The organism is Pseudoxanthomonas spadix BD-a59, assembly GCF_000233915.3.
Taxonomy (GTDB): Bacteria; Pseudomonadota; Gammaproteobacteria; order Xanthomonadales; family Xanthomonadaceae; genus Pseudoxanthomonas_A; species Pseudoxanthomonas_A spadix.
The window spans coordinates 2250725-2274849 of sequence record NC_016147.2 but is presented as its reverse complement, the minus strand read 5'-3'; the positions used below and the strand labels follow the sequence as shown (position 1 = coordinate 2274849).

Genomic DNA, 24125 nt, shown 5'->3' with positions numbered 1-24125 from the left:
GAGAAAAGATTGAATTTTATTCTATGAAGTCATCCACTAAAACTTCAAGAAATACGATCTGGATAGGTATTGATGAAAAAGATTGCATTCATATTCCTTGTTGCTGCGATATGCGTGTCTGGGGCAATCATCGTTTCTCGCATTGGCCCCAGTTCGATAAGAAACATATTACTTCTAATAAATCTATTTTTTTGGTTTTCATTCGTAGTTTTGTACCCATTTTCCGTAATTAAGTCAGGAGTGGTTTCTGGGACGCAGCCGACATCTCTCAGCTATCGGCACAGAGACTCAATTGGATTTTGGACTGGCCTAGTTGCGACCGAAATTTTTTGGGTTGTCATTTTTGGTTTGGTCTTAGTGCTTACATACACTTCTTGGTTTACAGCTCCATGAGTGGATCTCGGATCTTGATATGAGGAAGTATTAATGAGGTCTGATGCTCCCTTTCTTGTGATCACCTGATTAGCACGCTACTTCAGCCCGGTCGCAGCCTGTGAGTCAGCAGCCCTGCACATTGACGGCAAGTCGCTTGTGCAGGGGTCAGATCATGGCAATGAATCGCGTCCAGTTCCAACCAGGGCTGTCGCTGCCGGCCTTCCTGGCCCAGTACGGCAGCGAAGGTCAGTGCGAGCGCGCGTTGGAGGCGGCCCGCTGGCCGGATGGGTTCGTCTGTCCCCGCTGCGCCGACAAGGGATGTAGCAAGTTCTACCGTCACCGGCAGGCCTACTGGCAGTGTTCGCAGTGCCGCCACCAGAGCAGCCTGCGCTCGGGAACGGTGTTCGAGCACAGCCGGCTGCCCTTGAGGACCTGGCTGCTGGCGATGTACCTGCTGGGCCAGAGCAAGACCAACCTGTCTGCCTTGGAGTTGATGCGGCATCTTGAAGTGAGCTATCCGGCGGCCTGGCGGATGAAGCACAAGCTGATGCAGGCCATGGACGAACGGGAAGCCGGGCGCAAGCTCGGGGGCGTGGTGCAGTTGGACGATGCCTATCTGGGCGGGGAGCGCAACGGCGGCAAGGCCGGCCGGGGATCGGAGAACAAGCGTCCTTTCGTGATCGCCGTGGAAACCACGCAGGACGGTCGGCCACGGCATGTGGTCATCGACCCGGTCCCGGGATTCACCAAGACGGCGCTGTCGGACTGGATCGCCCGGCGCCTGCACCCGCGTTCGGATGTCTACAGCGACGGTCTGGGGGCTTTTCGGGCGCTGGAAGCCGAACACGCGCACACGGTGATTGAAGGCGGTGGGCGAGCTGGCTGCGAGCAGGACAACGCCCGCTGGGTCAACGTCGTGCTGTCCAATTTGAAGCGATCACTGGATGGAGCCTACCACGCCTTCAAGTTCACCAAGTATGCCCATCGCTATCTGGCCGAGACGCAATGGCGGTTCAACCGGCGCTTCGATCTGGTGGCCCTGGTGCCAAGACTGCTGGTGGCCGCGGCGAGGATCAAGCCATGGCCCGAGCGCCGCTTGCGCGATGTCCCGGTTTTCTCGGCTGAAATAGCGTGCTAATCAGGTGTGATCAATTGCCTTCCTTAAGAGGATGATAATATGCCATTGCAGATAAAGCCCGTGGACCCGAACTACACAGTTAGTGAAGTCACGGGAGATATCACGTTCCAAAATCCGGATGGGTCAACAAATGTCATTAAATTTAACCCAGATACCGGTACATATGAGACGGGAAGTGAAGGGAACACAACGAGCGAGGAGTCTTTCGTTCAGGGCATGCTACATAGTGGTTTAGGGGCAATTGCAGATAATGACGCGTCAATAGAAACATCGCTTGGAGTTATAGCTCAATATTCCGGAGATGGTGAAAAACGGTGTCAGAGACAATTATCGATACGAGTGAGTATCTGACGCAGCTTTGGCGAATTCCGCTTTTATGGGTTCAGAAATGAAGATCAGGGCATCTGCTCCATCTATCGCGTCAATGCGCTGGGAAAGCTTGATCCATTCGTGGCGCCATCTATATACGGTCCGTACATTTGCCGCGAAGCGCGAAGAAAGTAGATGGGGATATGGAAGTTTATCAATAGCCGTTATTTTGATGTCAGGTTAAGCGGATGGGGGTGATGATGAAGATTAATTATTTAAGAGATTTTTTTACTAATTTATTTGTCGTGTCATTAGTGGGCTGCGGCTTGAGTGACATGGGTTCACATGCCGGGGACATGCGGCTTGCGTGGTCGGAGCAGGTCCGGTTGCCGGGAGGCGAACAGGCGGTGACCAATAGTGTGGTGATGGGTCGAACAGGTGGTGCCTGGGGTGGACCTGTTGAGTGGTTGTCCAGTGAGACGACACTGCGCATCCCGGCGGTGATGCCGGGCCGGCGGGCGCCGCCGCCGTGGCACGGGACATACATACCGGTCCTGCTGGACTACGACGCCCAGCAGGACCGGTGGACGTTGTTGGCCACTGTCTTGACCTGTCCGCAGTGGTATGCACTGGGGAGGCCGTCCGCACCCTATCTCCAGTACGTGACTCAGGACGGCGCGCCTTGGGCATTGGTGCCGTTGGACGTGGGATATTTCGGGCAGAAAAGCAATCTACTTACCGGCCCGCGTCAAACAGATGAGGACCGCTTGGTGACGTTGCAAGAGAAGTCGGAACGAAAGCGGAGATCCTCGGAACGTTTTGTGAAAATAATGCCGTTCGTGAAAACAAACTGCTGATCCATACCCTGTCTCTTCAAGGAACGAGAAATGACGACCGAACTTGACTACGCAATCTGCTGGTGACGCCGTCGGCAGCGGGTGCGGTGTCGCGCATGATGCAAACGTTCGCACGGAACTATGCGGGCCTGTTCCATGGCCGGCATGGGCGTAGCGGGACGCTATGGGAGGGGCGCTACAAGTCCTGCCTGGTGGACTGGTTACGCCGCATGCGGTCATGCTGGCGTTGGGCCACGACCCGGCAGATCGGGCGGCCGCCTACCGCGCACTGTTTGCCGAGGTGTTGATGGATGAGGTCGTGGCCGAAATACGAGCCTATCTACAACAGCAAAGGGCTTTGGGTACCCATCGTTTCCGGGCACAGGTGGAGGCCAAACTGAAGCGTTTCGCAGGCGTTCGTCCTGCGCATAGGCCGAAAAGACAAGCGGAGGACGTGCCCCTATGAAAGTGTCTCTGACACCGTTTTTTTGGTCGCTTGTCGAGTATTCTAAATGAACGAACTAAAAGAACATCGCTCAATTATTATATTTATATTTTTTGTTGTGCCGCTGGTGGGCAGTAAGGCAGCTGCTATATTTGGAATTCATGATATTGGTATAATCTACGGTTGGAAGAAATTCTACAGCGCAGCTTTGGGTCGGTCTAATGAGTATGCGCTCGCGGCAACGCTTTATTTGTTGATGGCTCCGCTTGCAGTGATCTGGATTAATTCTATGGCAAGTTTTCAAGGAATATCTAGAATAAAGGCAAGCATCTTGTCTGTGGGTTGTGCGGCGGTTTCATTTGTTCTGCTTTGTATAATTATACTGGGGCCGCCAATAAGTTCAATTGAAACGCCTACCCAAGGAATGAGGTTTGTTATAAGCGTTGGTCGATCTCACGCAGCGTTCTGTGCGATGTATGGAGCATTTGTTATATCGTTCATAGCAACGGCGTATGCCTCGATTTTAATATTCTTTTACTTAATCAAAGACATCTATAAAGGAATGCGAGATGAGTGATGATTCAAATGGGCAGCAAGACGCGAACTCTACCCAAAGCGCCTTGACAGAGGAGGAAATAAATCAACTAGCAGCCTGTCGGACTATCCCCTCTTCCGGCTAAAATCGAGCACCCCTCCGGAAGCCCGATTGCATGAGCCGATTCCGACCGATCGATCGCGAGATCGACTTCTGCCTGCGCCGCGACGCGCTGCCCGCCGCGCGCGAGCACTTCATCCGCTGGTACAGCCAGCGCGGCCGGGCTTGGCTGTCGAGCCGGGTGGCCGATTACCAGTCGCGCATGGAGGCGGCGCCAGCAGGCGTGAAGGTGCAGGAGCTGGGCCACCGCTGGGGATCGTGCGGCAAGGGCGACTGGCTGTACTTTCACTGGAAGGCGATCCTGCTGCCGGCGCGCATCGCCGAATACGTGGTGGTGCACGAGCTCGCCCATCTGCACGAGCCGCACCACACCCCAGCGTTCTGGCTGCGCGTGGAGCGTGCCATGCCGGACTACGCGCAGCGCAAGGCCTGGCTGGCCGAGCACGGGATCGATGTCGACGTTCTTTGACGGCACCGCTCGACAGTGCCAGGCGCGGTGCTTCGGCGTTTTTTCGCGGTATCAGGAGGCCTTGCGGTCCGAAAGTTTTTTGACAGGAAATGCGAGTCCAGGCTGCGCATCAGCACGAACAAGGGCTTGGCAGCCCAGCCCTTTGCTTTGTCCGGCTGCACCGTGGACAAACGGTGCGCCAGCATGTGTTGAAGGCGCTCAGCCGCCAAGCGCCCGCAACGCCGCTGCGCGCGCGTGCAGCGCGGTGGTGTCCAGCAGGGGCACGGTCGCATCGCGATGGTCCACCAGCAGCGAGATCTCGGTGCAGCCCAGGATGATGCCTTCGGCGCCGGCTTCGGCCAGTGCGGCCATGATCCGGCGGTAGGTGTTGCGCGAGTCGTCGCGGATCGCGCCCTGGCAAAGCTCGTCGTAGATGATCCGGTGCACGTCATCGCGGTCGTCGGCGTTCGGGGTGATGACTTCGAAGCCACGTGCCTCCAGCCGCTGGCGATAGAAATCCTGCTCCATCGTGAAGCGCGTGCCGAGCAGGCCGACGCGGGTGATGCCGGCGGCCGCGAGCGCATCGGCGGTGCCATCGGCGATGTGCAGCAGCGGCAGCGGCGTGGCCCCGGTGATCGCGTCTGCGACCTTGTGCATGGTGTTGGTGCACAACACGATGAAATCGGCGCCACCTTCCTGCAGCGAACGCGCCGCCGCGGCCATGGCCTCACCGGCGGCATCCCAGTGGCCGGCGTGCTGCAGCGTTTCGATCTCGTGGAAATCCACGCTGTGCAGCAACAGCCTGGCCGAATGCAGGCCGCCGAGCGTGTCGCGGACGGTCTGGTTGATGATCTGGTAGTAGAGCAGGGTGGATTCCCAGCTCATGCCGCCGATCAGGCCGATGGTCTGCATCGCATGTCCTCGCTGGTGGCGTCACTCCCCCGGCTTTGCCCCTTCCACCGGCGCGGTGGTTGCCGCACGCCGGGCCAGCATGGCTTCGCGGTGGGCGATGTAGGCGGTGGAGGCCAGGATGATGCCGGCGCCGAGCGCGGTCCAGGCGTCCAGGCGTTCGTCGAACAACCACCAGCCCAGCACGATCACCACCGGCAGCTGCATGAAGCTGATCGGCTGCAGGGCCGAGACTTCGCCCAGGCGCAGGGCGCGCGTCCACAGCAGCTGCCCGGCGGTGCCGGACACGCCGGTGCACACCAGCCACAGCCAGGCGATGCCCTGCGGCCACTGCCACTGGAACAGCGCCGGCAGCAGCGACATCGGCACCCAGAACAGGTAGGTGTAGAACACCACCGTGTCCGGCGGGTCCAGGCGCGAGAGCTGCTTGATCTGGATCGCCACCAGTGCGCTGATCAGCGCCGCGGCCACGGCCACCAGCAGCCCGGGCGAGAACTGCGACGAGCCCGGGCGCAGGATCACCAGCACGCCGAGGAAGCCGGCGGCCACCGCCAGCCAGCGGCGCATGTGGACCTTTTCGCCCAGCCAGAACACCGCCGCGATGGTCACGAACAAAGGCGTGGAATACGACAGCGAGATTGCCTGCGACAGCGGCAGGTGGCCGATCGCCCAGAAGCCGCACAGCATCGAGGCCAGCCCGATCACGGTGCGCACCAGGTAGCGCGGCAGGTGGCGGGTGCGTGGCAGCGGCCGCCCCGGGCGCAGGATCACCGGCAGCAGCGCCAGCAGTCCGAAGGCGTTGCGGAAGAAGGCGACCTCGGTGGTTTGCAGCGATTGCGAGGCCAGGCGGATGGCGATGGCCATCAGGCCGAAGGACAGGGTGCTGGCCAGCATCAGCAGGGCCGCCCGCAGCGGCGCGACGGGTGCGGCGCTCACCAGCTGGCCCCGACGATGCGCGGTTCCGGTTCGATCGCCACCCCGAAGCGCTGCTGCACCGAGGCGGCGATCTGCCGCGCCAGCGCCAGCAGCTGCGCACCGCTGGCCTGGCCGTAGTTGACCAGCACCAGCGCGTGGTCCGGCGAGACGCCGGCATCGCCGGCGCGGTGGCCCTTCCAGCCGGCCTGCTCGATCAGCCAGGCGGCCGAGAGCTTGCGGGTGTCGGCGGCGTCACCGCTGAACACCGGCAGGCCCGGCAATCGGGATTGCAGCCGATCGGCCACTTCGGCCGGCACGATCGGGTTCTTGAAGAAGCTGCCGGCGTTGCCCAGCACCGCCGGGTCGGGCAGCTTGCGGCGGCGCACGCGGATCACCGCCGCGGCCACTTCGCGCGGGCCGGGGTGCTCGATGCCCATGTCCTCCAGCTCGTGGCGCAGGCCGGCGTACTCGATGCGCAGGGCCGGGGTGCGCGACAGGGCGAAGGTGACCGCGGTGATGAGCCAGCGCCCGGGCTGGCGCTTGAACACGCTGTCGCGATAGCCGAAGGCGCATTGGGCGCGCGAAAGCCGGCACCAGTCGCCGGCGCGGGTGTCCCAGGCTTCGACGCCGACGATGTGTTCGCCGGCCTCCACGCCGTAGGCGCCGATGTTCTGGATCGGGCAGGCACCGGCGGTGCCGGGGATCAGGGCCAGGTTCTCCAGGCCGCACAGGCCGTGGTCCAGCGTCCACAGCACCAGTGCGTGCCAGGCCACGCCGGCCTCGGCCCGCACCAGCACCGCGTCGGCGTCCGCGCCCACCACGGTGATCGCACGCGCATCGAAGGACAGCGCCACCGCGTCCACGTCGCCGGCCAGCAGCAGGTTGCTGCCGGCGCCGATCGGCAGCCAGTGGCGGTGCCGCAGCGGCTCCAGCGCCAGGGCGGCAGGCAGCGCGGCCAGATCCTGCAGTTCCAGCAGGAACCGCGCCTGCGCGTCGACGCCCAGGGTGTTGCGCGAGCGGAGCGGGGCGTGTTCCGTCAGGCGCCAGCCTGCCCTCATACCGGCGCCACGGCGCCGCGGCTTGGCTGCTCGCGGCGGCGGCGGATGGCTTCCACGCAGTCGTACACCAGCGACGGTCCCTGGTAGATCAGGCCGGTGTAGAGCTGGATCAGGGTGGCGCCGGCCGACACCTTGGCCACCGCGTCGGCGCCGCAGGTGATTCCGCCCACGCCGATCAGCGGGATCGAATCGGGCAGACGCGCGCGCATGCGCCGCAGGACCAGGGTCGACTGGGCCATGAGCGGCGCGCCGGACAGGCCGCCGGCCTGGCCGGCGTGACGATGGGCGTGGACCACGCTGCGATCCACCGTGGTATTGGTGGCGATCACGCCATCGACCGACAGGTCGCCCAGCACCCGGCAGACCGCGTCGATGTCCTCGTCGGACAGGTCCGGTGCCACCTTGACCAGCATCGGCACGCGCTTGCCGTGCTGGGCGCCGAGTTTTTCCTGGGCCTGGCGCAGGGTGCCGACCAACTGGCGCAGGGCCTGTTCCTCCTGCAGCTCGCGCAGGCCGGCGGTGTTGGGCGATGAGATGTTGACGGTGATGTAGTCGGCCAGCGGATACACCCGCTCCAGGCAGAACAGGTAGTCCTCGGCCGCCGAGGCGTTGGGGGTGCCCTTGTTCTTGCCGATGTTGATGCCCAGCAGGCCGCCCTTGCGGCGCGCACGCTGCACGTTGCGGACCAGCGCATCCACGCCCTGGTTGTTGAAGCCCAGCCGGTTGATCACCGCCTTGTGCTGCGGCAGGCGGAACATGCGCGGCGGCGGATTGCCCGGCTGCGGGCGCGGGGTGACGGTGCCGATTTCGACGAAGCCGAAGCCCAGCGCCAGCAGCGCGTCGATGTGCGCGCCGTTCTTGTCCAGCCCGGCGGCCAGGCCGACCGGATTGGGGAACTCGAGCCCGAACGCCCTGGTCGGCAGCGGCCTGGGCCGGGGCGCGAGCAGGCGCAAGGTCCCGCTGCGATACGCCGCTTCCAGTGCCCGCAGGCCGACGCCGTGGGCGCGCTCGGCGTCCAGGGCGAACAGGAACGGGCGGGCCAGGCCGTACATGGATTTTTAGTGATCCAGCGCAGCGAGGGCCGCGATGCCGCCGAAGAACAGGATGAAGGCCAGCACCGCCGCGACCGCCAGGCCGATGGCCAGCCAGCCCAGGACCAGGCCGGCCACCGCCATGCCGTCGCCTTCCAGCTGGCCGGCGCTGCGGCGGATCTCGGCGCGGGCCATGTGCCCGGTGATCACCGCGACCACGGCGCCGACGGCCGGCAGCAGGGTCCAGCCCAGGATGCCGAACACCAGCGAGACCACGGCCAGGCTGCTGGTGGGACGTGCGACGGTGTTCATGGGCGGGTTCCTGAGGGGTTGCGGTCGCCAAGGGTACCGGCAAAGACCCGGGTGTCGTAGTCGAAACGCACCCGGCCATCGGCCGCGCTGGCATCGAACAGGGCGCGCAGCGCCTCCAGCATCGGCGCGTGCCGCCGATGGCCTGCCTGCGGGGCGTAGGAGGAGGACAGCAGGCGCCCGCGCAGCGCATCGAAATCCAGCAGTTGGCTGTGGTCGAAGCGGGCCATGCCGCGCAGCCCGCCCTCGAACCAGGCAGCCATCGAGGCATCGTCGTTGTAGCGCTCGGACACGCTGGAGTAGTCCAGACCGTAGTCCAGCAGCAGCTGTTCGTAGCCTTCCAGGAACGGCGTGCCGGACAGCCGGCGCGAGTTCCAGAACACCACCACCAGCCCGTGTGGCCGCAGGATGCGGCGCCACTCGTCCTTGATCGCCTGCTGGTCGAACCAGTGGAAGGCCTGCGCGGCGACGATCAGGTCCACGCTGGCATCGGCCAGGGTGGTGGCCTCGGCGCTGCCGGCTACCGCGGCAAAGCGCGCATCGCCGCCCAGCCACTGGACCGCGGCCGCGCGCATGGCCGCGTTGGGTTCCACCGCGCTCACCGGGTGGCCGCCATCCAGGAACAGCTTGGAGGAGATGCCGGTGCCGGCACCGATATCGGCCACCTGTGCCTCGGCCGGTACCCCTAGCTCGCGATGCAGCCAGTCCACCAGCGCGGCCGGATAATCGGGCCGATAGCGCACGTAATCGGCCACCCGGGTGGTGAAGCGTTCGGCCGGGTTCAGCGCCATGTCGGCCTCTTTCGGTGTCGCACGGGACGCTGGCTGTCGCGGCTGGCGCATGGCAGGCGTTTTCCGGCAATGGCCGCTGACGGGCGCGGCAGGCCGGCGATTTTAGCAGGCATGTTCCGGCCTCTTTCCCGGGCTGACCCGTGCAGCCCCTGCCGACCTGGAAGCTAGAATGCGAGTGGTCCTTGATGAGGTGCCCGCCATGTCCGCCGTCAAACAGCAAGCGCACAAGCTGATCGATACGCTGCCCGAGGCGGCCAGCTGGGACGATGTGGTGCGGGTGGTGGACCAAGCCCGGTTCCAGGAGGCGGTGCGGGACGGCATCGAGGCAGCCGATCGCGGTGACTTCGCCAGCGCCGAGCGGGTGAAGGCGATGTTCGCCAAATGGGGCGTTGATGCTGAGACTTGAGTGGACCACACCCGCTGCCAACCAACTCGAACACGCACAGGATTATTACCAGGCGCTCAATCCGAGAGCGGCCACACGCATGGCACTGCGCGTCATGGAGGGGCGCAGCGGTTGTGCAGGCAGCCGGCGATCGGCCGTCCCGGTGCAGTGGGGGGGACCCGGGAATGGAGGGTGGCCAGGACTCCGTACCTGCTGGTGTATCGCCAAGGCGTGGATGCGCTGGAAGTGCTGCACGTGTGGCATGAGGCGCAGGACTGGATGTCGCGCACCGAGTGATTGCGCCCGGATGTCTTGATCCGGGCGGCCAATCACGCAAGGTTGCAGGGTTTACCTGCGCCGTCAGGCCGCCGGCGGCGCGGCCGGCAGCGGCTGACCCGGGCGCCAGCCATCGGCGGCCATCCGGTCCAGCAGCGCCACCACCCGCGTGCGCGCATCGAGTTCATGCACCGGCAGCACCAGCAGGTCGCCGGGGCGCGCCCAGCACAGTGTGGCGCGGGCCGCTTGGACCTCGTCCAGGCACACGGCGATCGTGGCCGCGGCGATGCCGTCGGCCAGCAGCTGGGCGCGCATGATGCCGGCCACCTCGCCACTGGCGCGGCCACGTTCGTAACCGGCGATGTCCTTGAGCACCACCAGCTCGGGCCGATACGCCGCCGCGGTGGCGGCCACCGCGCGCAGGTCGGCGTCCTCGCGGTTGCCGGCATGGCCCAGCACGATGGCCATGCGGCCGGCACGCTCGCCCGCGCCCACCGCATCGAGCAGCCCGCGCAGGCCGTCGGGGTTGTGCGCGTAATCCAGGACCACCTGCACCTGGCCCAAGGTCCAGTGCTGCAGGCGCCCGGGGTTGTCGTGGGAATCGCGGCCGAAGCGCGCCAGCACCGCGGCGATGGTCGGCGCCGGGATGCCCAGCGCGGCCGCCGCCAGCGCGGCGCCGGCCAGGTTCTCCAGGTTGTAGCGGGCGCGATCGTCCAGGCTCAGCGGCATGATTGCGGTGGCGCCCAGGTCATGGTCGATCCCGGCCAGCGACAGCCACAGGTGGCCTTCGCGCACGCCACAGGCCGGCTGGCCGTCGGCGCGCTGGCTGCGCAGCAGCGGATGGTCGAAGTCCAGCGAGAACCACGCCAGCGGGCACGACAGCGCGCTGGCCTGGGCCCGCAGCAGCGCATCGTCGGCGTTGAGCACCAGCCGTCCGCCCACGCCGATCGCGCGGGCCACGGTCAGCTTGACCGCGGCCAAGTCGTCCAGGCCATGCACGCCGTATTCGCCGAAATGATCGGCGGCCACGTTGGTCACCACCGCCGCCTCGGCGCGGCAGGTGGCCAGGCCGCGGCGCAGCATGCCGCCGCGCGCGGTTTCCAGCACGGCAGCCTGGGCCCGGCCCTGGCGCAGCGCGGCGCGCGCACCGGAGGGGCCGGAGAAATCACCGGTCTCCAGCGCAATGTCCTCGAAGAACACCCCATCGGTGCAGCTGTGCGCGGTGTGCCAGCCGTGCGCCCGGCACAGCGCGGCCAGCAGGCGCACGGTGGTGGTCTTGCCGTTGGAGCCGGTGACCAGCGCGGTGGGGATGCCGTGCAGGCGCGCCCACGGGATTTCGGCGGCCTGCGGCAGTTCGTCCAGGAACCAGCTGCGCGCGCCGTCGCCGCTGCCCAGGGTCAGTTCGTCCTCGTCCAGCAGGAACGGCAGGTCGTGCGCCAGGGCTTCGGCCTGCAGCGTGACCAGCTGTGGAAGCGCCTCGGCAGCGGCCGCCTCGCGCAGCGTGTGCAGGGCCAGGGTCGCATCCCACACCGCCGCGTGGCCGGGCGCATGGAAGGCCGGCGCATCGCTGCCCGCGGCCTGCCACCAGGCCCACTCGTTTACTTCGGTGGCGGTGTAGAGCTGATCCAGCGGCGCGGCGAAGGCCAGGGTCACGCCGCTGGCATGCACACGCTGGTGCACCGCGCCGTCGGCCCAGCCCAGCGCCTTGCGCATCTGCCGCACCAGCCCGCGCCAGCGCTTGGGCGCGATGGCGTCGAAGGGCAGGCCGTGCGCCGACTCCAGCGCCACCCCGGGACCGGCGAAGTAGACGTTGCAGCCGGTCAGCCGGCGCGAATCCTGGAAGGGTTCAGGGCGCATGGGGACGATCGGGGGATTTTCTGCGGGAGACGGCACTAGTCGCCCTGCTCATCCACGCGCTCGAACACCAGCCCGCGCTCGTCGCGGACCATGCCCTCCAGCATCGCGGCCAGGGCCTGGCCGGGCGGCTGGCCGAGCGTGACCGGCGCATCGGGCACCGGCGCCGGCTGTGCGGGCTGCCCGGCCGGCCTGAACTTGGTGATCTGTTTCCAGGTGCGGGCCAGGGCATCGGCGAAGATCACCAGCAGGTCGCCGGGCTGGCCCATGCCCAGCGCCGCGTCCACGGCCTGCTGCTCGTCGGGGATCACGCTGATCGCCCCGCTGCCGATGCCGGCCTGGCGCAGCGCGCCGGCGATGATCCGCGGTACCTCGTCGCCATCGCGGCCGCGCAGTGAATCGTCGCGACGCACGATGTAATGATCGAAGCGCCCGGCCACCGCACCGGCGATTTCCACCAGGTCCTGGTCGCGACGATCGCCCGGGCCGGTCAGCACCACGATGCGCCGGCCGGACACGTCCATGCGCTGGGCCAGCTCGGCCATCACGCCCACCGCGTGCGCGTTGTGGGCGTAGTCCATCAGTACCTTGAACGGATGCTCGGAAAACAGGTTCATCCGCCCCGGCGCCTGGAAGAAGGTGGTGTCGAAAGTGCGCAGGCCCTGGCGGATCGCTTCCAGCTTCAGGCCCAGCGAAAACGCCATCGCCGCGGCGAACATCGCGTTCTGCACGTTGTGCAGGGCGCGGCCTTCCAGGGTGGCCGGGATCAGGTGCGTCCACAGCAGCGGGATGTGGCTGCCCTTGTCGTAGAGGGTGATCATCTGGCCGTTGACGCCAGCTTCCAGCGCGCATGCGCGGCCTCCGGCGCGGATGTGCTCGCGCACCAGCGGATGCGAGGGGTTGGTGGTGACGTAGCAGATGGTGCGCGCATCGGTGTAGGCGGACATCTTGATCACGTTGGGATCGTCGGCATTGAGCACCGCGCAGTCGCGCGCCACCTCGACCACGATGCGCTTGACCTGCGCCAGCTGCTCCAGGGTGTCGATGCCCTTCAAGCCAAGGTGGTCGGAGGCGACGTTGAGCACCGCGCCCACATTGACCTCCGGCACACCCATGCCGGCGCGCAGCAGGCCGCCGCGCGCGGTTTCCAGGATCGCGATGTCGATCTGCGGGTCGCCCAGCACCATCCGCGCCGAGACCGGCCCGGTCATGTCGCCTTCCACGGTGCGCTGGCCGTCGATGTAGACCCCCTCGGTGGTGGTCAGGCCCGGCGTGTGGCCGGCCATCTTGGTGATGTGGGCCAGCATGCGCGCGGTGGTGGTCTTGCCGTTGGTGCCGGTGACCGCGGCGATCGGCACGCGCGCCGGGGTGCCCGGCGGGAACAGCATGTCGATCACCGGGCCGGCCGCATCGCGCGCGGTGCCCTCGCTGGGTGCCACGTGCATGCGCAAGCCGGGCGCGGCGTTGACCTCGCAGATCGCCCCGCCGATGGCCTTGTAGCTTTCGGCGATGTTGGGGCTGATGAAGTCCACGCCGGCCACGTCCAGGCCGATCGCGCGCACCGCACGCACGGCCATGTCGCAGTTGTCCGGATGGATGATGTCGGTGACATCGGTGGCGGTGCCGCCGGTGGACAGGTTGGCGGTGGAGCGCAGGAACACCACCTCGCCTGGCGCCGGCACCGAGAAATGGGTGTAGCCGATACGGCCCAGCATCAGATCGGCCTGTTCGTCCAGCTCCAGCTGGGTCAGCACCTTCTCGTGGCCGATGCCGCGGCGCGGGTCGGCGTTGACCCGGTCGACCAGCTCGGCGATGTCGGCGATGCCGTCACCGACCACGTGACCGGGCGTGCGTCGGGTGGCGGCGATCAGCTCGCCATTGACCACCAGCAGGCGATGGTCGTCGCCGGCGATGTAGGTTTCCACGATCACCGAACGTGCATGCTCGCGCGCGGCTTGAAAGCCTGCGCGCACTTCATCGTCGCTGGAGATGTTGATGGTGATGCCGCGGCCGTGGTTGCCGTTGTACGGCTTGGTCACCACCGCCCCGCCCAGCCGCCTGGCCGCGCGCACTGCACCGGCCGCATCGCTGGCCAGCATCTGGCGCGGCACCGGCAGGCCCAGGCCGCCCAGGATGTTGTTGGTTTCTTCCTTGTCGCCGGCCAGCTCCACGGCGATGTGCGAGGTCTTGCCGGTGACCGTGGCCTGGATGCGCTGCTGGTACTTGCCGTGGCCAAACTGGACCAGCGACTGGTTGTTGAGGCGGAACCACGGAATCCGGCGATCCTCGGCCGCCTTGACCAGCGCGGCGGTGGACGGGCCCAGCGCACGCCGCTGCGCGTAGCGGATGAACTCCACCCGCGCGGTGTCCCAGTCCCAGTCCTCGGGAAGTTTTTCACTGCCGCGCAGCTCGGCCGGCAGCAGCGAAGTCAGCAGCCGCAGCGCCAGCTCGCCGGCGGCGATGCCTTCCTCGCGCTGGGCGTATTCGTAGATCACCTCGTAGACCCCGCGGCGCCGGTCGCCCACGCCGCGGGTCTTGCCGAAGGTGACGTCCTCGCCGGCGATGTTCTGCAGTTCGATGGCCACATGTTCCAGCACATGGCCCAGCCAGGTGCCTTCGCCCTCGCGCATGCGCCGGATCAGGCCACCGGGCTGGCGATACGAGCAGCCGTGTTCGGCCAGGCCGGGCAGGGCCGCGACCAGGCCATTGACGAATGCGCTGCCCAGCCTGCCGGTAGGCCAGTCTTCCAGCGCCTCCAGGTCCAGCTCGAGCTTGATGACCGGGAAGTGCGCGTACAGCGAAGGACCGACGTAGACCGAACGCTCAAGGATGCGCATGCACTACCTCATGTCTTGGAACGGGCCAGGGTGCCGGCCGAGGCCTTGCGGGTGGCCAGGTTGAAGGTCGCCCCGGCCAGCAGGATGTGCACGGTCAGGCCCAGCATGCACACCGGCTGCTCCTCGCCGGCATCGGCCATCGAGGAAAAGCCAAGGTTGCCGGCATCGACCACGCTGACCGAGCCGGAGCCTTCCACTTCCAGCGTGTTGTCCGGGCCGATGAAGGCCGCGGTGTCCTCGTCCAGGCCGATGCCGATGGCAAACGGGTTGTAGGCCAGCGCCGCGAGCAGGCGACCCAGCCGATCGCGCTGGCGGAAATGCTGGTCGATCACGAAGCGGTTGGTCAGGCCCAGCCCGGGCGCCAGGCGCACCGAGTCGGCCCGCGGCGAGGAGCCTTCCTTGCCGAAGGCGATCATGTGTTCGGACAGGATGCTGGCCCCGGCGCTGGTGCCGCCCACGGTCACCCCGGCGGCATTGCAGGCGCGGATCATCTGCGCCGCCGGCGTGCCGCCCAGGATCGTGGACAGGCGCAGCTGGTTGCCGCCGGTGAAGAAGATCGCACTGGCCCGCTCGATCCGGTCCAGGCGGCCGGAGTCGGTGCAGTCGCCGCGGCTGTCGAAATCGACCACCTCCACCTTGCGCGCGCCCAGCTCGCCGAACAGGCGCTGGTAGCGCGGCCCGGTATCGCGCAGCTGGCTGGCGGTGGGGATCACCACGATCTCGGCCGTGCTGCCGCCGGCAACGGCCAGGAATCGCTTGAGGATGCGCGGGTTCTCGTCCTTGTTCTCGGCACCGCCGATGGGAACGATCCAGCCTCTTTGGTCACCCTCGGCGACCTTGCTCGGACACATGACGGGGCTCTGACTCCTGCGGGAAACGGGTTGAATGACGCGGAAAGCCTTCGCCGCGAGGCGGCCATCAGGCAAGTGGCCCGGTGCCGCGATTTCCCCCGATCCACCCCCCAAGGCCGGGCCTGGACCCGACCTTGGCCACGGTAGCACGCGCCGCAGCGGCGGGCCTCTGCCCACGACGGGGACGCCTGCTAACCCGTGGCCGGCGCCGGTCCGGGCCAAGCCCTCATGGCCGCGCCCAGCGCCGGCGGCCGTGGCCACCGGACGGGCCGGCGGTGGCAACTGCGGCTACAATGGCCCCCGCGCTTGGCCCCGTAGCTCAGCTGGATAGAGCGTCCCCCTCCTAAGGGGAAGGTCAGTGGTTCGAATCCACTCGGGGTCACCAGTCCCACGCAAGGCCGCCCCTGAGGCAGCACGGGCCGGCGGGTGGAGGCCGCCGGGCAGGAACGACGGCACGGTTCAGAACAGCAGCGAGGACATCCGGCGACGGTACTTGCCGACCAGGTCCTGGTCTTCGATCACGCGGAAGGCATCGATCAGCGACTTTCTGGCCTGGCCGTCTTCCCAGGCGCGGTCGCGGCGCAGCAGTTCGATGAACTGTTCCAGCGCGCCCTCGGCGTCGCCGGCGACCAGCTTGTGCACGCCCAGCAGGTGGCGGGCGCGCAGGTCGTTCTCGTCCCTGGCCAGCGCGGCCTCCAGTGCCTGCGGGGCCGGTGCGTCCTTGAGCAGGGCGGCGAAGCCCAGGCGGGCGCGGGCCTTGACCGCGCGCTCGTCGGTGGCCAGGTTGGCGGGCAGGGCGTCGAGCAGGGCTTCGGCCTCGGTTGCATCACCGGTGGCCAGCAGGGCCAGGGCCAGATCGAGCTTCAGCTCGTCCCTGTCCGGCTCGGCGGCGATGGCCTGGCGCAGCGCGGCGACCTGTTCGGCCGGGCTGAGCGCGGTCAACGCTTCGGGCTCATCATTGGCGGCCGCCTCGGCCGGCTCCACGCCATGCTGCTGCAGGAAGGCGCGCAGCTGGCCCTCCGGCAACGCGCCGGGAAAGCCGTCCACGATCTGCCCGTCGCGGACCAGGAACACGGTCGGCACCGAGCGGATCTGGAAGGCCGCGGCGATCTGCTGCTCGGCATCGACATCGACCTTGGCCAGCTCGAAGGCGCCGTTGTACTCGCCGGCCAGCTTTTCCAGGATCGGGCCCAGGGTCTTGCAGGGGCCGCACCAGGTTGCCCAGAAATCCACCAGCACCGGGGTGGTCATGGATTTTTGCAGCACCTCGGTTTCGAAGGTGTCGGTGGTGGCATTGAAGACGTGGGGCAGCGGGCTCATGGGAGGTCTGGTCCTTGCAACGGCGATGGCAGGCAGATGGTGCCGGGGCGGCGAGGATACAAGCCGGGTGGCGGCGGCCATTGACACCGGCGGCGGTGCCGGTAGCCTGCCCGCGCATGGAATCCCCCCGCTCGATCCAATGCGCGCACGGCCACGCGCGCAACGCCACGGCCCGTCGGTGAAGCTGGCGAGCCTGCGCTGGTGGCGCGTGTGCAGTCCGCTGGCCGCCTTGCTCTGCCTGGGTGCGGCGCTGGGGTTCGGCGCGGCGCTGCCGGGGTACTCGCCCTGGGATCATCCGCTGGCGGTGCTGGGCGCGCAGGGCGTTCCGAATGCGCGGTGGTTCAACCTGCTGGGCTTCATCCTGCCCGGCGCGCTGTGCGCGATGGTCGGATTGGGCCTGCGCCTGCGGATCCCGCTCAGGGCGGCCTGGCCGCAGCGGATCGGGGCACAGCTGATGTTCCTCTCGGCGCTGGGGCTGGTGGCGATGGGCCTGTTCCAGCTCCAGCCGCAGCAGCTGCGCGGTACCCAGACCCAGCTGCACGCCACTGCCTGGGGCCTGTGGTGGGCCACCGGCCTGGCCTCGGCGCTGCTGCTGGCACTGGGCCTGCGCGGGCAGGCGCCCTGGCGCGGACTGGTCCTGGGCGGGCCGGTCCTGGCCCTGGGCGTGGTCGCGTTCGCCCTGGTGCTTCCAGCGGTGCTGCCGGATGGCCTGTCGCAGCGGATCGCGCTGCTGCTGTGGTTCGGATGGTGCGCGCTGGCGGGCTTGAGCGGTCCTTCGCGGTCCCTGGCGGGCAGCTTGCAAGGCTGAAGCGGGCCTGCGCACCGGCACAGCGCGCGGGTGCAGCCGGTGGTGCGCTGCGGTACGCTTTGCGGCTTTGCAGCCGCCTTCGCAGCCCCTACCCATGTCCGCCGTTCCCGAAACCCACGCCTACGACCCCAAGCAGGTCGAAACCTCCGCGCAGCAGTTCTGGAACGCCAGCAAGGCCTTCGAGGTCAGCGAGACCTCGGACAAGCCCAAGTACTACTGCCTGTCGATGCTGCCCTACCCGTCCGGTGCGCTGCACATGGGCCACGTGCGCAACTACACCATCTCCGACGTCATCGCCCGCTACAAGCGCATGACCGGGCACAACGTGCTGCAGCCGATGGGCTGGGACGCCTTCGGCCTGCCGGCCGAGAACGCCGCGATCAAGAACAGGACCGCGCCGGCCCAGTGGACCTACGCCAACATCGAGCACATGCGCAGCCAGCTCAAGGCGCTGGGTTACGCGATCGACTGGACCCGCGAGTTCGCCACCTGCAGCCCCGAGTACTACGTGCACGAGCAGCGCATGTTCACCCGGCTGCTGCGCAAGGGCATCGCCTACCGCAAGGCCTCGGTGGTGAACTGGGACCCGGTGGACCAGACCGTGCTGGCCAACGAGCAGGTCATCGACGGCCGCGGCTGGCGCTCGGGCGCGCTGGTGGAAAAGCGCGAGATCCCGCAGTGGTTCCTGCGCATCACCGACTACGCCCAGGAGCTGCTGGACGGCCTTGATACGTTGCAAGGCTGGCCCGAGTCGGTCAAGACCATGCAGCGCAACTGGATCGGCCGCTCCGAAGGCCTGGAAATCCAGTTCAACGTCGAAGGCGGCCATGAGCCGTTGATGGTGTTCACCACCCGCCCGGACACGCTGATGGGCGTGACCTTCGTGTCGATCGCCGGCGAGCATCCGCTGGCCCTGAAGGCCGCTGCGTCCAACCCGGAACTGGCCGCCTTCCTGGAGCAGCTCAAGCTGGGCGGGGTGTCCGAAGCCGAGCTGGAGACCCAGGAAAAACGCGGCATGGACACCGGCCTGAAGGCCGTGCACCCGATCAGCGGCGAGAGCGTGCCGGTGTGGGTGGCCAACTTCGTGCTGATGGGCTATGGCACCGGCGCGGTGATGGCCGTGCCCGGCCATGACCAGCGCGATTTCGAGTTCGCGACCAAGTACGCGCTGCCGATCGTGCAGGTGATCCAGCTCAAGGAGCCGCGCAACGAGGCCGAACGCCACTACGACAGCAGCCAATGGCAGGACTGGTATGCGGACAAGACCCGCGAATTCGAGCTGATCAATTCGGCCGAGTTCGACGGACTGGATTTCCACGAAGCCTTCGAGGCGCTGGCCGAGCGCTTCGAACGCAAGGGCCAGGGCCAGCGCCGGGTGAACTATCGCCTGCGCGACTGGGGGGTGAGCCGCCAGCGCTACTGGGGCTGCCCGATCCCGGTGATCCACTGCCCCCAGTGTGGTGCGGTGCCGGTGCCGGACGACCAGCTGCCGGTGCTGCTGCCGGAGAACGTGACCCTGGACGGGTTGAAGTCGCCGCTGAAGGCCGATCCGACGTGGCGCGTGACCCCCTGTCCGGAGTGCGGCGGCGCGGCCGAGCGCGAGACCGACACCTTCGACACCTTCATGGAATCGAGCTGGTATGTGGCCCGTTACACCAGCCCGGGTGCGGCGACGATGGTCGACAAGCGCGCCAACTACTGGATGCCGGCGGACATGTACGTCGGCGGGATCGAGCACGCGATCCTGCACCTGATGTATTTCCGCTTCTACCACAAGCTCATGCGCGACGCGCGGCTGGTGGACAGCGACGAGCCGGCCACCAATCTGCTGACCCAGGGCATGGTGATCGCCGAGACCTATTACCGCCTCAATGCCGACGGTTCCAGGGAGTGGATCAACCCGGCCCAGGTCCAGGTGCAGCGCGATGAGCGCGGCCGCATCGTCGGTGCGGTCCTGGCCAGCGACGGCCAGCCGGTGCAGATCGGTGGCGTGGAGAAGATGTCCAAGTCCAAGAACAACGGCGTGGATCCGCAATCGATGGTGGACAAGTTCGGTGCCGACACGGTGCGGCTGTTTTCCATGTTCGCCGCGCCGCCCGAGCAGTCGCTGGAATGGAACGAAGCCGGGGTGGAAGGCATGTCGCGGTTCCTGCGCCGGCTGTGGACCCAGGCCCAGCGCCATGCCGCCGGCGGCGCCGCCCCGGCACTGGACGTGGCGGCGTTGAATACCGAGCAGAAGGCCCTGCGCCGCAAGACCCACGAAACCATCGCCAAGGTCGGCGACGATTATGGCAAGCGCCATGGCTTCAACACCGCCATCGCCGCGGTGATGGAGCTGTCCAACGCGCTGGCCAGGTTCGATGACCTCAGCGAGCCCGGCCGCGCCGTACGCCAGGAGGCGCTGGAAGCGGCGGTGCTGCTGCTCAACCCGATCACCCCGCACTCCAGTCACGCGCTGTGGCAGCTGCTGGGCCATGCCCAGACGCTGCTGGAGGACCTGCCGTTCCCGCAGGCCGACCCGGCGGCGATGGTGCGCGACTCGGTGACCCTGGCCGTGCAGGTCAACGGCAAGCTGCGCGGCACGATCGAGGTCGCCGCCGATGCACCCAGGGATCTGATCGAATCGCTGGCCAGGGCCGAGCCCAACACCGCCAGGTTCCTGGCAGGCAGCACGATCCGCAAGGTGATCCTGGTGCCGGGCAAGATCGTCAACCTGGTCGCAGCGTGAGCTCTCAAGCCGCGTTCACGCTGGATCAGGCAGGCTCGCCCGTCGCTCAGCTGCCGTCCCTGCCACCCTTGCCGCGCCTGCCGGCCTCGTCCAGACTCCCCGCCATGAAACCGACCCCGATGCTGCGGCTGCTGGCCGTCACCCTGCTTGCTGTCTCCCTGTCGGCCTGTGGCTTTCACCTGCGCAGCAAGATCGCGCTGCCGGCGGATCTGGGCCCGGTCAAGGTCTCGGCCAGCGATCCGTACAGCCCGTTGGCGCGTGATGTGGCGATGGGCCTGAAAGCCGCCGGCGCCATCCCGGCCGAAGACGCCAACGCCAAGGCCGCCACCCTGGAGATCCTGTCCGAGCAATGGGGCGATCGCCCGATCGCGCTGGACGAGCAGGGCCGCGCGCTGGAATACAGCCTGCGCTATGCGGTGGTGTTCCGCTTCGTGCGCGCCGATGGCAGCGAGCTGGTCCCGCAGCAAGTGGTCGAACTCTCGCGCGATTATGTGGCCGAAGCGACCGACCTGACCGGTACCACCTCCGAGCGCGAAATCCTGTCCGAAGAACTGCGCCGCGACATGTCCGCCTCGATCCTGCGTCGCGTCGACGGTGTGGTGCGTGGCGTGGGCCGGGTGCCGCCACCTCACGCGCAGTAGCGATGGAACTGGCCCCCGACCGGCTGGCCGCGCAGGTCGCCGATGCGGCGCTGGCGCCGGCCTACCTGATCGCCGGGCCGGAACCGCTGCTGGTGCTGGAGGCCGCCGATGCGGTCCGCGCGCGCGGGCGCGCGCTGGGCATCGCCGAGCGCGAAATCTTCGACCTGGAGGGCCGCGACATCGACTGGGCCGGGCTGCAGGCCAGCTTCGATGCGCCCAGCCTGTTCAGTGCCCGCCGCATCGTCGAGGTCCGCCTGCCCACCGGCAAGCCGGGCAAGGAGGGGGCCGAGGTCATCAGTGCCTTCTGCGCGCGCCCGCCGCAGGACGTGGTGCTGCTGGTCACCGCCGGCGAATGGAGCAAGGCCCATCGCGGCAAGTGGGCCGATGCGATCGAGCGCATCGGCGTGCTCTCGGTGGCCTGGGCGATCAAGCCGCACGAACTCTCCGGCTGGGTCCAGGCACGATTGCGTGCGCGCGGCCTGCGCGCCGAGCGCGATGCGATCGCGCTGCTGGTCGAGCGGGTGGAAGGCAACCTGCTGGCCGCCGCCCAGGAAATCGACAAGCTGGTCCTGCTGGCCGATGGCCGGACCCTGGACCTGGCGACGATGCAGTCGCTGGTGGCCGATGCGGCGCGCTTTGACGTGTTCGGTCTGATCGAGACCACCCTGTCGGGCCATGCCGGCCAGGCCGCGCGCATGCTCGCCGGACTGCGCGCCGAAGGCGAGGCGGTCGCCGGGCTGATGCCGATGGTGGTGCGCAACCTGCTCAGCACCGCGCACCTTGCGCGCGTGGCCGGGCAGGGCGGCAACTCCGGATCCGGTCTGGCCGCCGCGATGAAGGGGCAGGGCATCTGGGAAAGCCGGCAGGCGCCGTTCAAGCGCGCGCTGCAGCGCCATGCCAGCCCGGCCCGCTGGGACCGTTTCGTCGCCGAGGCCGGACACATCGATCGCATCGCCAAGGGCCGCGCCGAAGGCGATGCCTGGGTCGCCCTGGAACGGCTGCTGCTGGCGATCGCCGATGCCAAGGCGGTGGAGCTGCTGGTGTGAGGGACGGGGGGCTGGAAGCCGGGACTCGGGACCTAAAAGCCGGGACCCGGGACCCGGGACTCGGGACCCGGGAACAGCAACAGCAACAACAACAACAACAACAACAACAACAACAACACCCGTGGGCTGTGCTGGCTTCTGGCTCTTCCGGGTCCCGGGTCCCGGGTCCCGGGTCCCGTGAACAACACCACCCCGGGCCTGTGCTGGCTTCTGGCGCTTCCGGGTCCCGGGTCCCGAGTCCCGAGTCCCGTGAACAGCACCACCCGGGGCCTGTGCTGGCTTCTGGCGCTTCCGGGTCCCGGGTCCCGGGCCCCGGGTCCCGTAAACAGCACCACCCGGGGCCTGTGCTGGCTTCTGGCGCTTCCGGGTCCCGGGTCCCGGGCCCCGGGTCCCGTAAACAGCACCACCCGGGGCCTGTGCTGGCTTCTGGCGCTTCCGGGTCCCGGGTCCCGGGTCCCGAGTCCCGGCTTGCACGCCCCGAGTCCCGGCCCCATCTCATCTACGGCGGGACCTTCGATCCCTTCCACAACGGGCACCTGGCCATTGCCCGCCTGGCAGGGCAGACCCTGCAGGTCCCGGTGACCCTGGTGCCCGCGGCTGATCCGCCGCATCGCCCGCCGCCCGGTGCCAACGCCGGGCAACGGCTGGCGATGCTGGAAGCGGCCGTCGCAGGCGACCCGGGCCTGCGCGTGGACCGGCGCGAGCTGGATCGCCCGGGACCTTCCTACACGGTCGATACCTTGCGCGAACTGCGCGCCGAGCTTGGCCCCCAGGCACCGCTGGCCTTGCTGATCGGCGCCGACAGTTTCCTGGGCCTGCCGGACTGGCACCAATGGCAAGCGCTGTTCGGCCTGGCACATCTGGTCGTGGCCGAGCGCGCTGACACCATGCTCGAGCAGCTGCCGGCAGTGCTGGCCGAGGCGGTGGCGGCACGTTGGACCAGCGAGTCTGCCGACCTGCAGTCTGCCCCCGCGGGCCGGGTCCTGCGCCTGCACCAGCCGCTGCAGGCCGAATCGGCCAGCGACGTGCGTGCGCGCATCGCCGCCGGCCAGTCCTGGCAGGCGCTGGTGCCGCCTGCAGTGGCGGCATTCATCATGGCCCACGGCCTGTACGGAGCGGCGGCGCTATAATCGCGGCTGGTCCGTCCACCAAGTCGCTCTTTTGTCCAGCCAAGCCCACGTCATCAAGACCCGCCTGCCCAGCCCGCCCCCGTCCGTCCCGGACCTGCTTGCCAGCGTGCATGCCGCGGTGGGTGAGCTCAAGGCCAAGGAAGTCATCGAGATCGACGTGCGCGGCAAATCCAGCGTCGCCGATTTCCTGGTGATCGCCTCGGGCACCTCGACCCGCCACGTGAAGTCCATCGCCGACGAAGTGGTGAAGTTCGCCAAGAAGCTGGACGTCATGCCGCTGGGCGTGGAAGGCGAGCGCGAAGCCGAATGGGTGCTGGTCGACCTGGGCGATGTGATCGTCCACGTCATGCTGCCGCGCGTGCGCGAGTTCTACGCACTGGAGCGCCTGTGGACGGTGGGCGACCAGCCGCCGGAAGACGACGGCGAAGCAGACGGCCGTCGCTGACGGTTGCGCCGGGCGATGAAGGCCCGCCTGATCGCCACCGGTGAGCGCGCCCCCGGCTGGGTCGCGCAGGGGTTTGCCGAATACCAGAAGCGGCTCTCGCACTGGCTGCCGCTTGAACTGGTGGAAGTGACGCCGGGCCTGCGTGGCAGGAACCGCGATGCCCAGCGCGCGATCGAGGACGAGGGCCAGCGCGTGCTCGCCGCACTGCCCAGGAACGCGCACATCGTCGCCCTGGAAGTCACCGGCAAGCAGCACTCTTCCGAACAGCTGGCCCAGCGCCTGGAACATTGGCGCGGCCAGGGCCGCGACCTGGCATTGCTGATCGGCGGGCCGGAAGGGCACGCGCCAGCGGTCCTGGCCGCCGCGCACGAGACCTGGTCGCTCGGCCCGTTGACCCTGCCGCACATGCTGGCGCGCCTGGTGGTGGCCGAACAGCTCTACCGCGCCGCGGCGATGCTGGCCAATCATCCCTACCATCGCGGCTGATCACCGCCACCGGCCGCGCCACGGACCGCAGTGATGAAACGCAAGACGCCCGAGCTGCCCCGTAAACCGCCCGGCGACCAGGGCGATGCCGATGGCTGG

23 protein-coding genes and 1 tRNA gene are annotated in these 24125 nt (G+C 67.4%); 14 read left to right on the top strand and 10 right to left on the bottom strand.

The window, feature by feature from the left end:
• Positions 1-547: 547 nt before the first annotated feature.
• The 4 genes from DSC_RS10225 to DSC_RS10220 all read left to right on the top strand — a co-directional run bounded on the left by DSC_RS10225 (position 548) and on the right by DSC_RS10220 (position 4227).
• A complete protein-coding gene (locus tag DSC_RS10225) occupies positions 548-1513 on the top strand; it encodes an IS1595 family transposase (RefSeq protein WP_083833538.1) in 966 nt (321 codons plus the stop codon).
• Between the two features lie 569 nt (positions 1514-2082).
• On the top strand, positions 2083-2679 hold the full coding sequence (locus DSC_RS16655; RefSeq protein WP_148268123.1) for a hypothetical protein: 597 nt from the start codon (positions 2083-2085) through the stop codon (positions 2677-2679).
• Positions 2680-3170: 491 nt separating this feature from the next.
• Complete coding sequence (locus DSC_RS16650; protein ID WP_148268122.1) at positions 3171-3680, top strand: hypothetical protein; 510 nt, start codon at positions 3171-3173, stop codon at positions 3678-3680.
• Positions 3681-3813: 133 nt separating this feature from the next.
• Positions 3814-4227 carry a M48 family metallopeptidase gene (locus tag DSC_RS10220; protein ID WP_014161093.1) on the top strand — a complete coding sequence of 138 codons (414 nt, stop codon included), beginning with the start codon at positions 3814-3816 and terminating at the stop codon, positions 4225-4227.
• Positions 4228-4425: 198 nt separating this feature from the next.
• Here the strand turns inward: DSC_RS10220 and DSC_RS10215 are convergent, their stop codons facing one another.
• From DSC_RS10215 to DSC_RS10190, 6 genes are read right to left on the bottom strand one after another with little or no spacing between them, the layout of a single operon-like run.
• Positions 4426-5118, bottom strand: a complete 693-nt coding sequence (locus DSC_RS10215; protein ID WP_014161092.1) for an aspartate/glutamate racemase family protein — start codon at positions 5116-5118, stop codon at positions 4426-4428.
• A 21-nt stretch (positions 5119-5139) separates the two neighbouring features.
• Positions 5140-6054: a DMT family transporter gene (locus tag DSC_RS10210; RefSeq protein WP_043290538.1), complete on the bottom strand. Its 915-nt coding sequence runs from the start codon at positions 6052-6054 to the stop codon at positions 5140-5142.
• Entirely contained in the window at positions 6048-7088 is a 1041-nt protein-coding gene (gene murB / locus DSC_RS10205) for a UDP-N-acetylmuramate dehydrogenase (protein WP_014161090.1), read from the bottom strand. Before murB ends, DSC_RS10210 begins: the two co-directional genes overlap by 7 nt.
• Entirely contained in the window at positions 7085-8140 is a 1056-nt protein-coding gene (locus DSC_RS10200) for a quinone-dependent dihydroorotate dehydrogenase (protein ID WP_014161089.1), read from the bottom strand. Before DSC_RS10200 ends, murB begins: the two co-directional genes overlap by 4 nt.
• Positions 8141-8146: 6 nt before the next feature.
• Positions 8147-8431 carry a DUF4190 domain-containing protein gene (locus DSC_RS10195; RefSeq protein WP_014161088.1) on the bottom strand — a complete coding sequence of 95 codons (285 nt, stop codon included), beginning with the start codon at positions 8429-8431 and terminating at the stop codon, positions 8147-8149.
• Entirely contained in the window at positions 8428-9219 is a 792-nt protein-coding gene (locus DSC_RS10190; RefSeq protein WP_014161087.1) for a class I SAM-dependent methyltransferase, read from the bottom strand. Before DSC_RS10190 ends, DSC_RS10195 begins: the two co-directional genes overlap by 4 nt.
• Positions 9220-9418: 199 nt before the next feature.
• Here DSC_RS10190 and DSC_RS10185 point away from each other — a divergent pair, with 199 nt between their 5' ends.
• Positions 9419-9625: a hypothetical protein gene (locus DSC_RS10185; RefSeq protein ID WP_014161086.1), complete on the top strand. Its 207-nt coding sequence runs from the start codon at positions 9419-9421 to the stop codon at positions 9623-9625.
• On the top strand, positions 9626-9901 hold the full coding sequence (locus DSC_RS17425; RefSeq protein ID WP_083833536.1) for a type II toxin-antitoxin system RelE/ParE family toxin: 276 nt from the start codon (positions 9626-9628) through the stop codon (positions 9899-9901).
• Between the two features lie 63 nt (positions 9902-9964).
• Here DSC_RS17425 and DSC_RS10180 read toward each other — a convergent pair whose 3' ends face one another.
• The 3 genes from DSC_RS10180 to DSC_RS10170 are packed head-to-tail and all read right to left on the bottom strand — an operon-like array spanning position 9965 to position 15422.
• Positions 9965-11737: a Mur ligase family protein gene (locus DSC_RS10180; protein ID WP_014161084.1), complete on the bottom strand. Its 1773-nt coding sequence runs from the start codon at positions 11735-11737 to the stop codon at positions 9965-9967.
• A 35-nt stretch (positions 11738-11772) separates the two neighbouring features.
• Positions 11773-14571: a cyanophycin synthetase gene (gene cphA / locus DSC_RS10175; protein WP_014161083.1), complete on the bottom strand. Its 2799-nt coding sequence runs from the start codon at positions 14569-14571 to the stop codon at positions 11773-11775.
• Between the two features lie 8 nt (positions 14572-14579).
• Positions 14580-15422, bottom strand: a complete 843-nt coding sequence (locus DSC_RS10170; RefSeq protein ID WP_014161082.1) for a cyanophycinase — start codon at positions 15420-15422, stop codon at positions 14580-14582.
• A gap of 308 nt (positions 15423-15730) precedes the next feature.
• Between DSC_RS10170 and DSC_RS10165 the strand changes: the two genes are divergently transcribed.
• Positions 15731-15807: transfer RNA gene (locus DSC_RS10165), tRNA-Arg, on the top strand.
• Positions 15808-15881: 74 nt separating this feature from the next.
• On the opposite strand, the gene trxA is transcribed toward DSC_RS10165, so the two are convergent.
• Positions 15882-16742, bottom strand: coding sequence for a thioredoxin (trxA, locus tag DSC_RS10160; protein ID WP_014161081.1), 861 nt, complete (start codon positions 16740-16742; stop codon positions 15882-15884).
• Between the two features lie 178 nt (positions 16743-16920).
• Here trxA and DSC_RS10155 point away from each other — a divergent pair, with 178 nt between their 5' ends.
• The 7 genes from DSC_RS10155 (at position 16921) to rlmH (ending at position 24026) form a co-directional block, all read left to right on the top strand.
• Entirely contained in the window at positions 16921-17550 is a 630-nt protein-coding gene (locus tag DSC_RS10155; protein WP_238527637.1) for a DUF998 domain-containing protein, read from the top strand.
• Positions 17551-17644: 94 nt separating this feature from the next.
• Positions 17645-20278, top strand: a complete 2634-nt coding sequence (gene leuS / locus DSC_RS10150; protein WP_014161079.1) for a leucine--tRNA ligase — start codon at positions 17645-17647, stop codon at positions 20276-20278.
• A gap of 119 nt (positions 20279-20397) precedes the next feature.
• Positions 20398-20919, top strand: coding sequence for an LPS-assembly lipoprotein LptE (locus DSC_RS10145; protein ID WP_014161078.1), 522 nt, complete (start codon positions 20398-20400; stop codon positions 20917-20919).
• A gap of 2 nt (positions 20920-20921) precedes the next feature.
• The gene (holA, locus tag DSC_RS10140) at positions 20922-21965 is read left to right on the top strand and encodes a DNA polymerase III subunit delta (RefSeq protein WP_014161077.1); all 1044 of its coding nucleotides are present in this window, start codon (positions 20922-20924) and stop codon (positions 21963-21965) included.
• A 275-nt stretch (positions 21966-22240) separates the two neighbouring features.
• Positions 22241-23095, top strand: coding sequence for a nicotinate-nucleotide adenylyltransferase (gene nadD, locus DSC_RS10135; protein WP_083833609.1), 855 nt, complete (start codon positions 22241-22243; stop codon positions 23093-23095).
• 31 nt (positions 23096-23126) lie between these two features.
• On the top strand, positions 23127-23540 hold the full coding sequence (rsfS, locus tag DSC_RS10130; protein WP_014161075.1) for a ribosome silencing factor: 414 nt from the start codon (positions 23127-23129) through the stop codon (positions 23538-23540).
• A gap of 15 nt (positions 23541-23555) precedes the next feature.
• A complete protein-coding gene (rlmH, locus tag DSC_RS10125; protein WP_014161074.1) occupies positions 23556-24026 on the top strand; it encodes a 23S rRNA (pseudouridine(1915)-N(3))-methyltransferase RlmH in 471 nt (156 codons plus the stop codon).
• Positions 24027-24125: the final 99 nt, after the last annotated feature.

Excerpts from the sequence above, each read along its gene's own strand:
- DSC_RS10190 (WP_014161087.1), bottom strand. The coding sequence starts at position 9,219 with ATGGCGCTGAACCCGGCCGAACGCTTCACCACCCGGGTGGCCGATTAC.
- rlmH (WP_014161074.1), top strand. The coding sequence starts at position 23,556 with ATGAAGGCCCGCCTGATCGCCACCGGTGAGCGCGCCCCCGGCTGGGTC.
- DSC_RS10145 (WP_014161078.1), top strand. The coding sequence starts at position 20,398 with ATGCTGCGGCTGCTGGCCGTCACCCTGCTTGCTGTCTCCCTGTCGGCC.
- DSC_RS16655 (WP_148268123.1), top strand. The coding sequence starts at position 2,083 with ATGAAGATTAATTATTTAAGAGATTTTTTTACTAATTTATTTGTCGTG.
- DSC_RS10220 (WP_014161093.1), top strand. The coding sequence starts at position 3,814 with ATGAGCCGATTCCGACCGATCGATCGCGAGATCGACTTCTGCCTGCGC.
- trxA (WP_014161081.1), bottom strand. The coding sequence starts at position 16,742 with ATGAGCCCGCTGCCCCACGTCTTCAATGCCACCACCGACACCTTCGAA.
- DSC_RS16650 (WP_148268122.1), top strand. The coding sequence starts at position 3,171 with ATGAACGAACTAAAAGAACATCGCTCAATTATTATATTTATATTTTTT.
- DSC_RS10195 (WP_014161088.1), bottom strand. The coding sequence starts at position 8,431 with ATGAACACCGTCGCACGTCCCACCAGCAGCCTGGCCGTGGTCTCGCTG.
- murB (WP_014161090.1), bottom strand. The coding sequence starts at position 7,088 with ATGAGGGCAGGCTGGCGCCTGACGGAACACGCCCCGCTCCGCTCGCGC.
- DSC_RS10185 (WP_014161086.1), top strand. The coding sequence starts at position 9,419 with ATGTCCGCCGTCAAACAGCAAGCGCACAAGCTGATCGATACGCTGCCC.
- DSC_RS10225 (WP_083833538.1), top strand. The coding sequence starts at position 548 with ATGGCAATGAATCGCGTCCAGTTCCAACCAGGGCTGTCGCTGCCGGCC.
- DSC_RS10215 (WP_014161092.1), bottom strand. The coding sequence starts at position 5,118 with ATGCAGACCATCGGCCTGATCGGCGGCATGAGCTGGGAATCCACCCTG.
- DSC_RS10200 (WP_014161089.1), bottom strand. The coding sequence starts at position 8,140 with ATGTACGGCCTGGCCCGCCCGTTCCTGTTCGCCCTGGACGCCGAGCGC.
- DSC_RS10170 (WP_014161082.1), bottom strand. The coding sequence starts at position 15,422 with ATGTGTCCGAGCAAGGTCGCCGAGGGTGACCAAAGAGGCTGGATCGTT.
- leuS (WP_014161079.1), top strand. The coding sequence starts at position 17,645 with ATGTCCGCCGTTCCCGAAACCCACGCCTACGACCCCAAGCAGGTCGAA.
- holA (WP_014161077.1), top strand. The coding sequence starts at position 20,922 with ATGGAACTGGCCCCCGACCGGCTGGCCGCGCAGGTCGCCGATGCGGCG.
- cphA (WP_014161083.1), bottom strand. The coding sequence starts at position 14,571 with ATGCGCATCCTTGAGCGTTCGGTCTACGTCGGTCCTTCGCTGTACGCG.
- DSC_RS10180 (WP_014161084.1), bottom strand. The coding sequence starts at position 11,737 with ATGCGCCCTGAACCCTTCCAGGATTCGCGCCGGCTGACCGGCTGCAAC.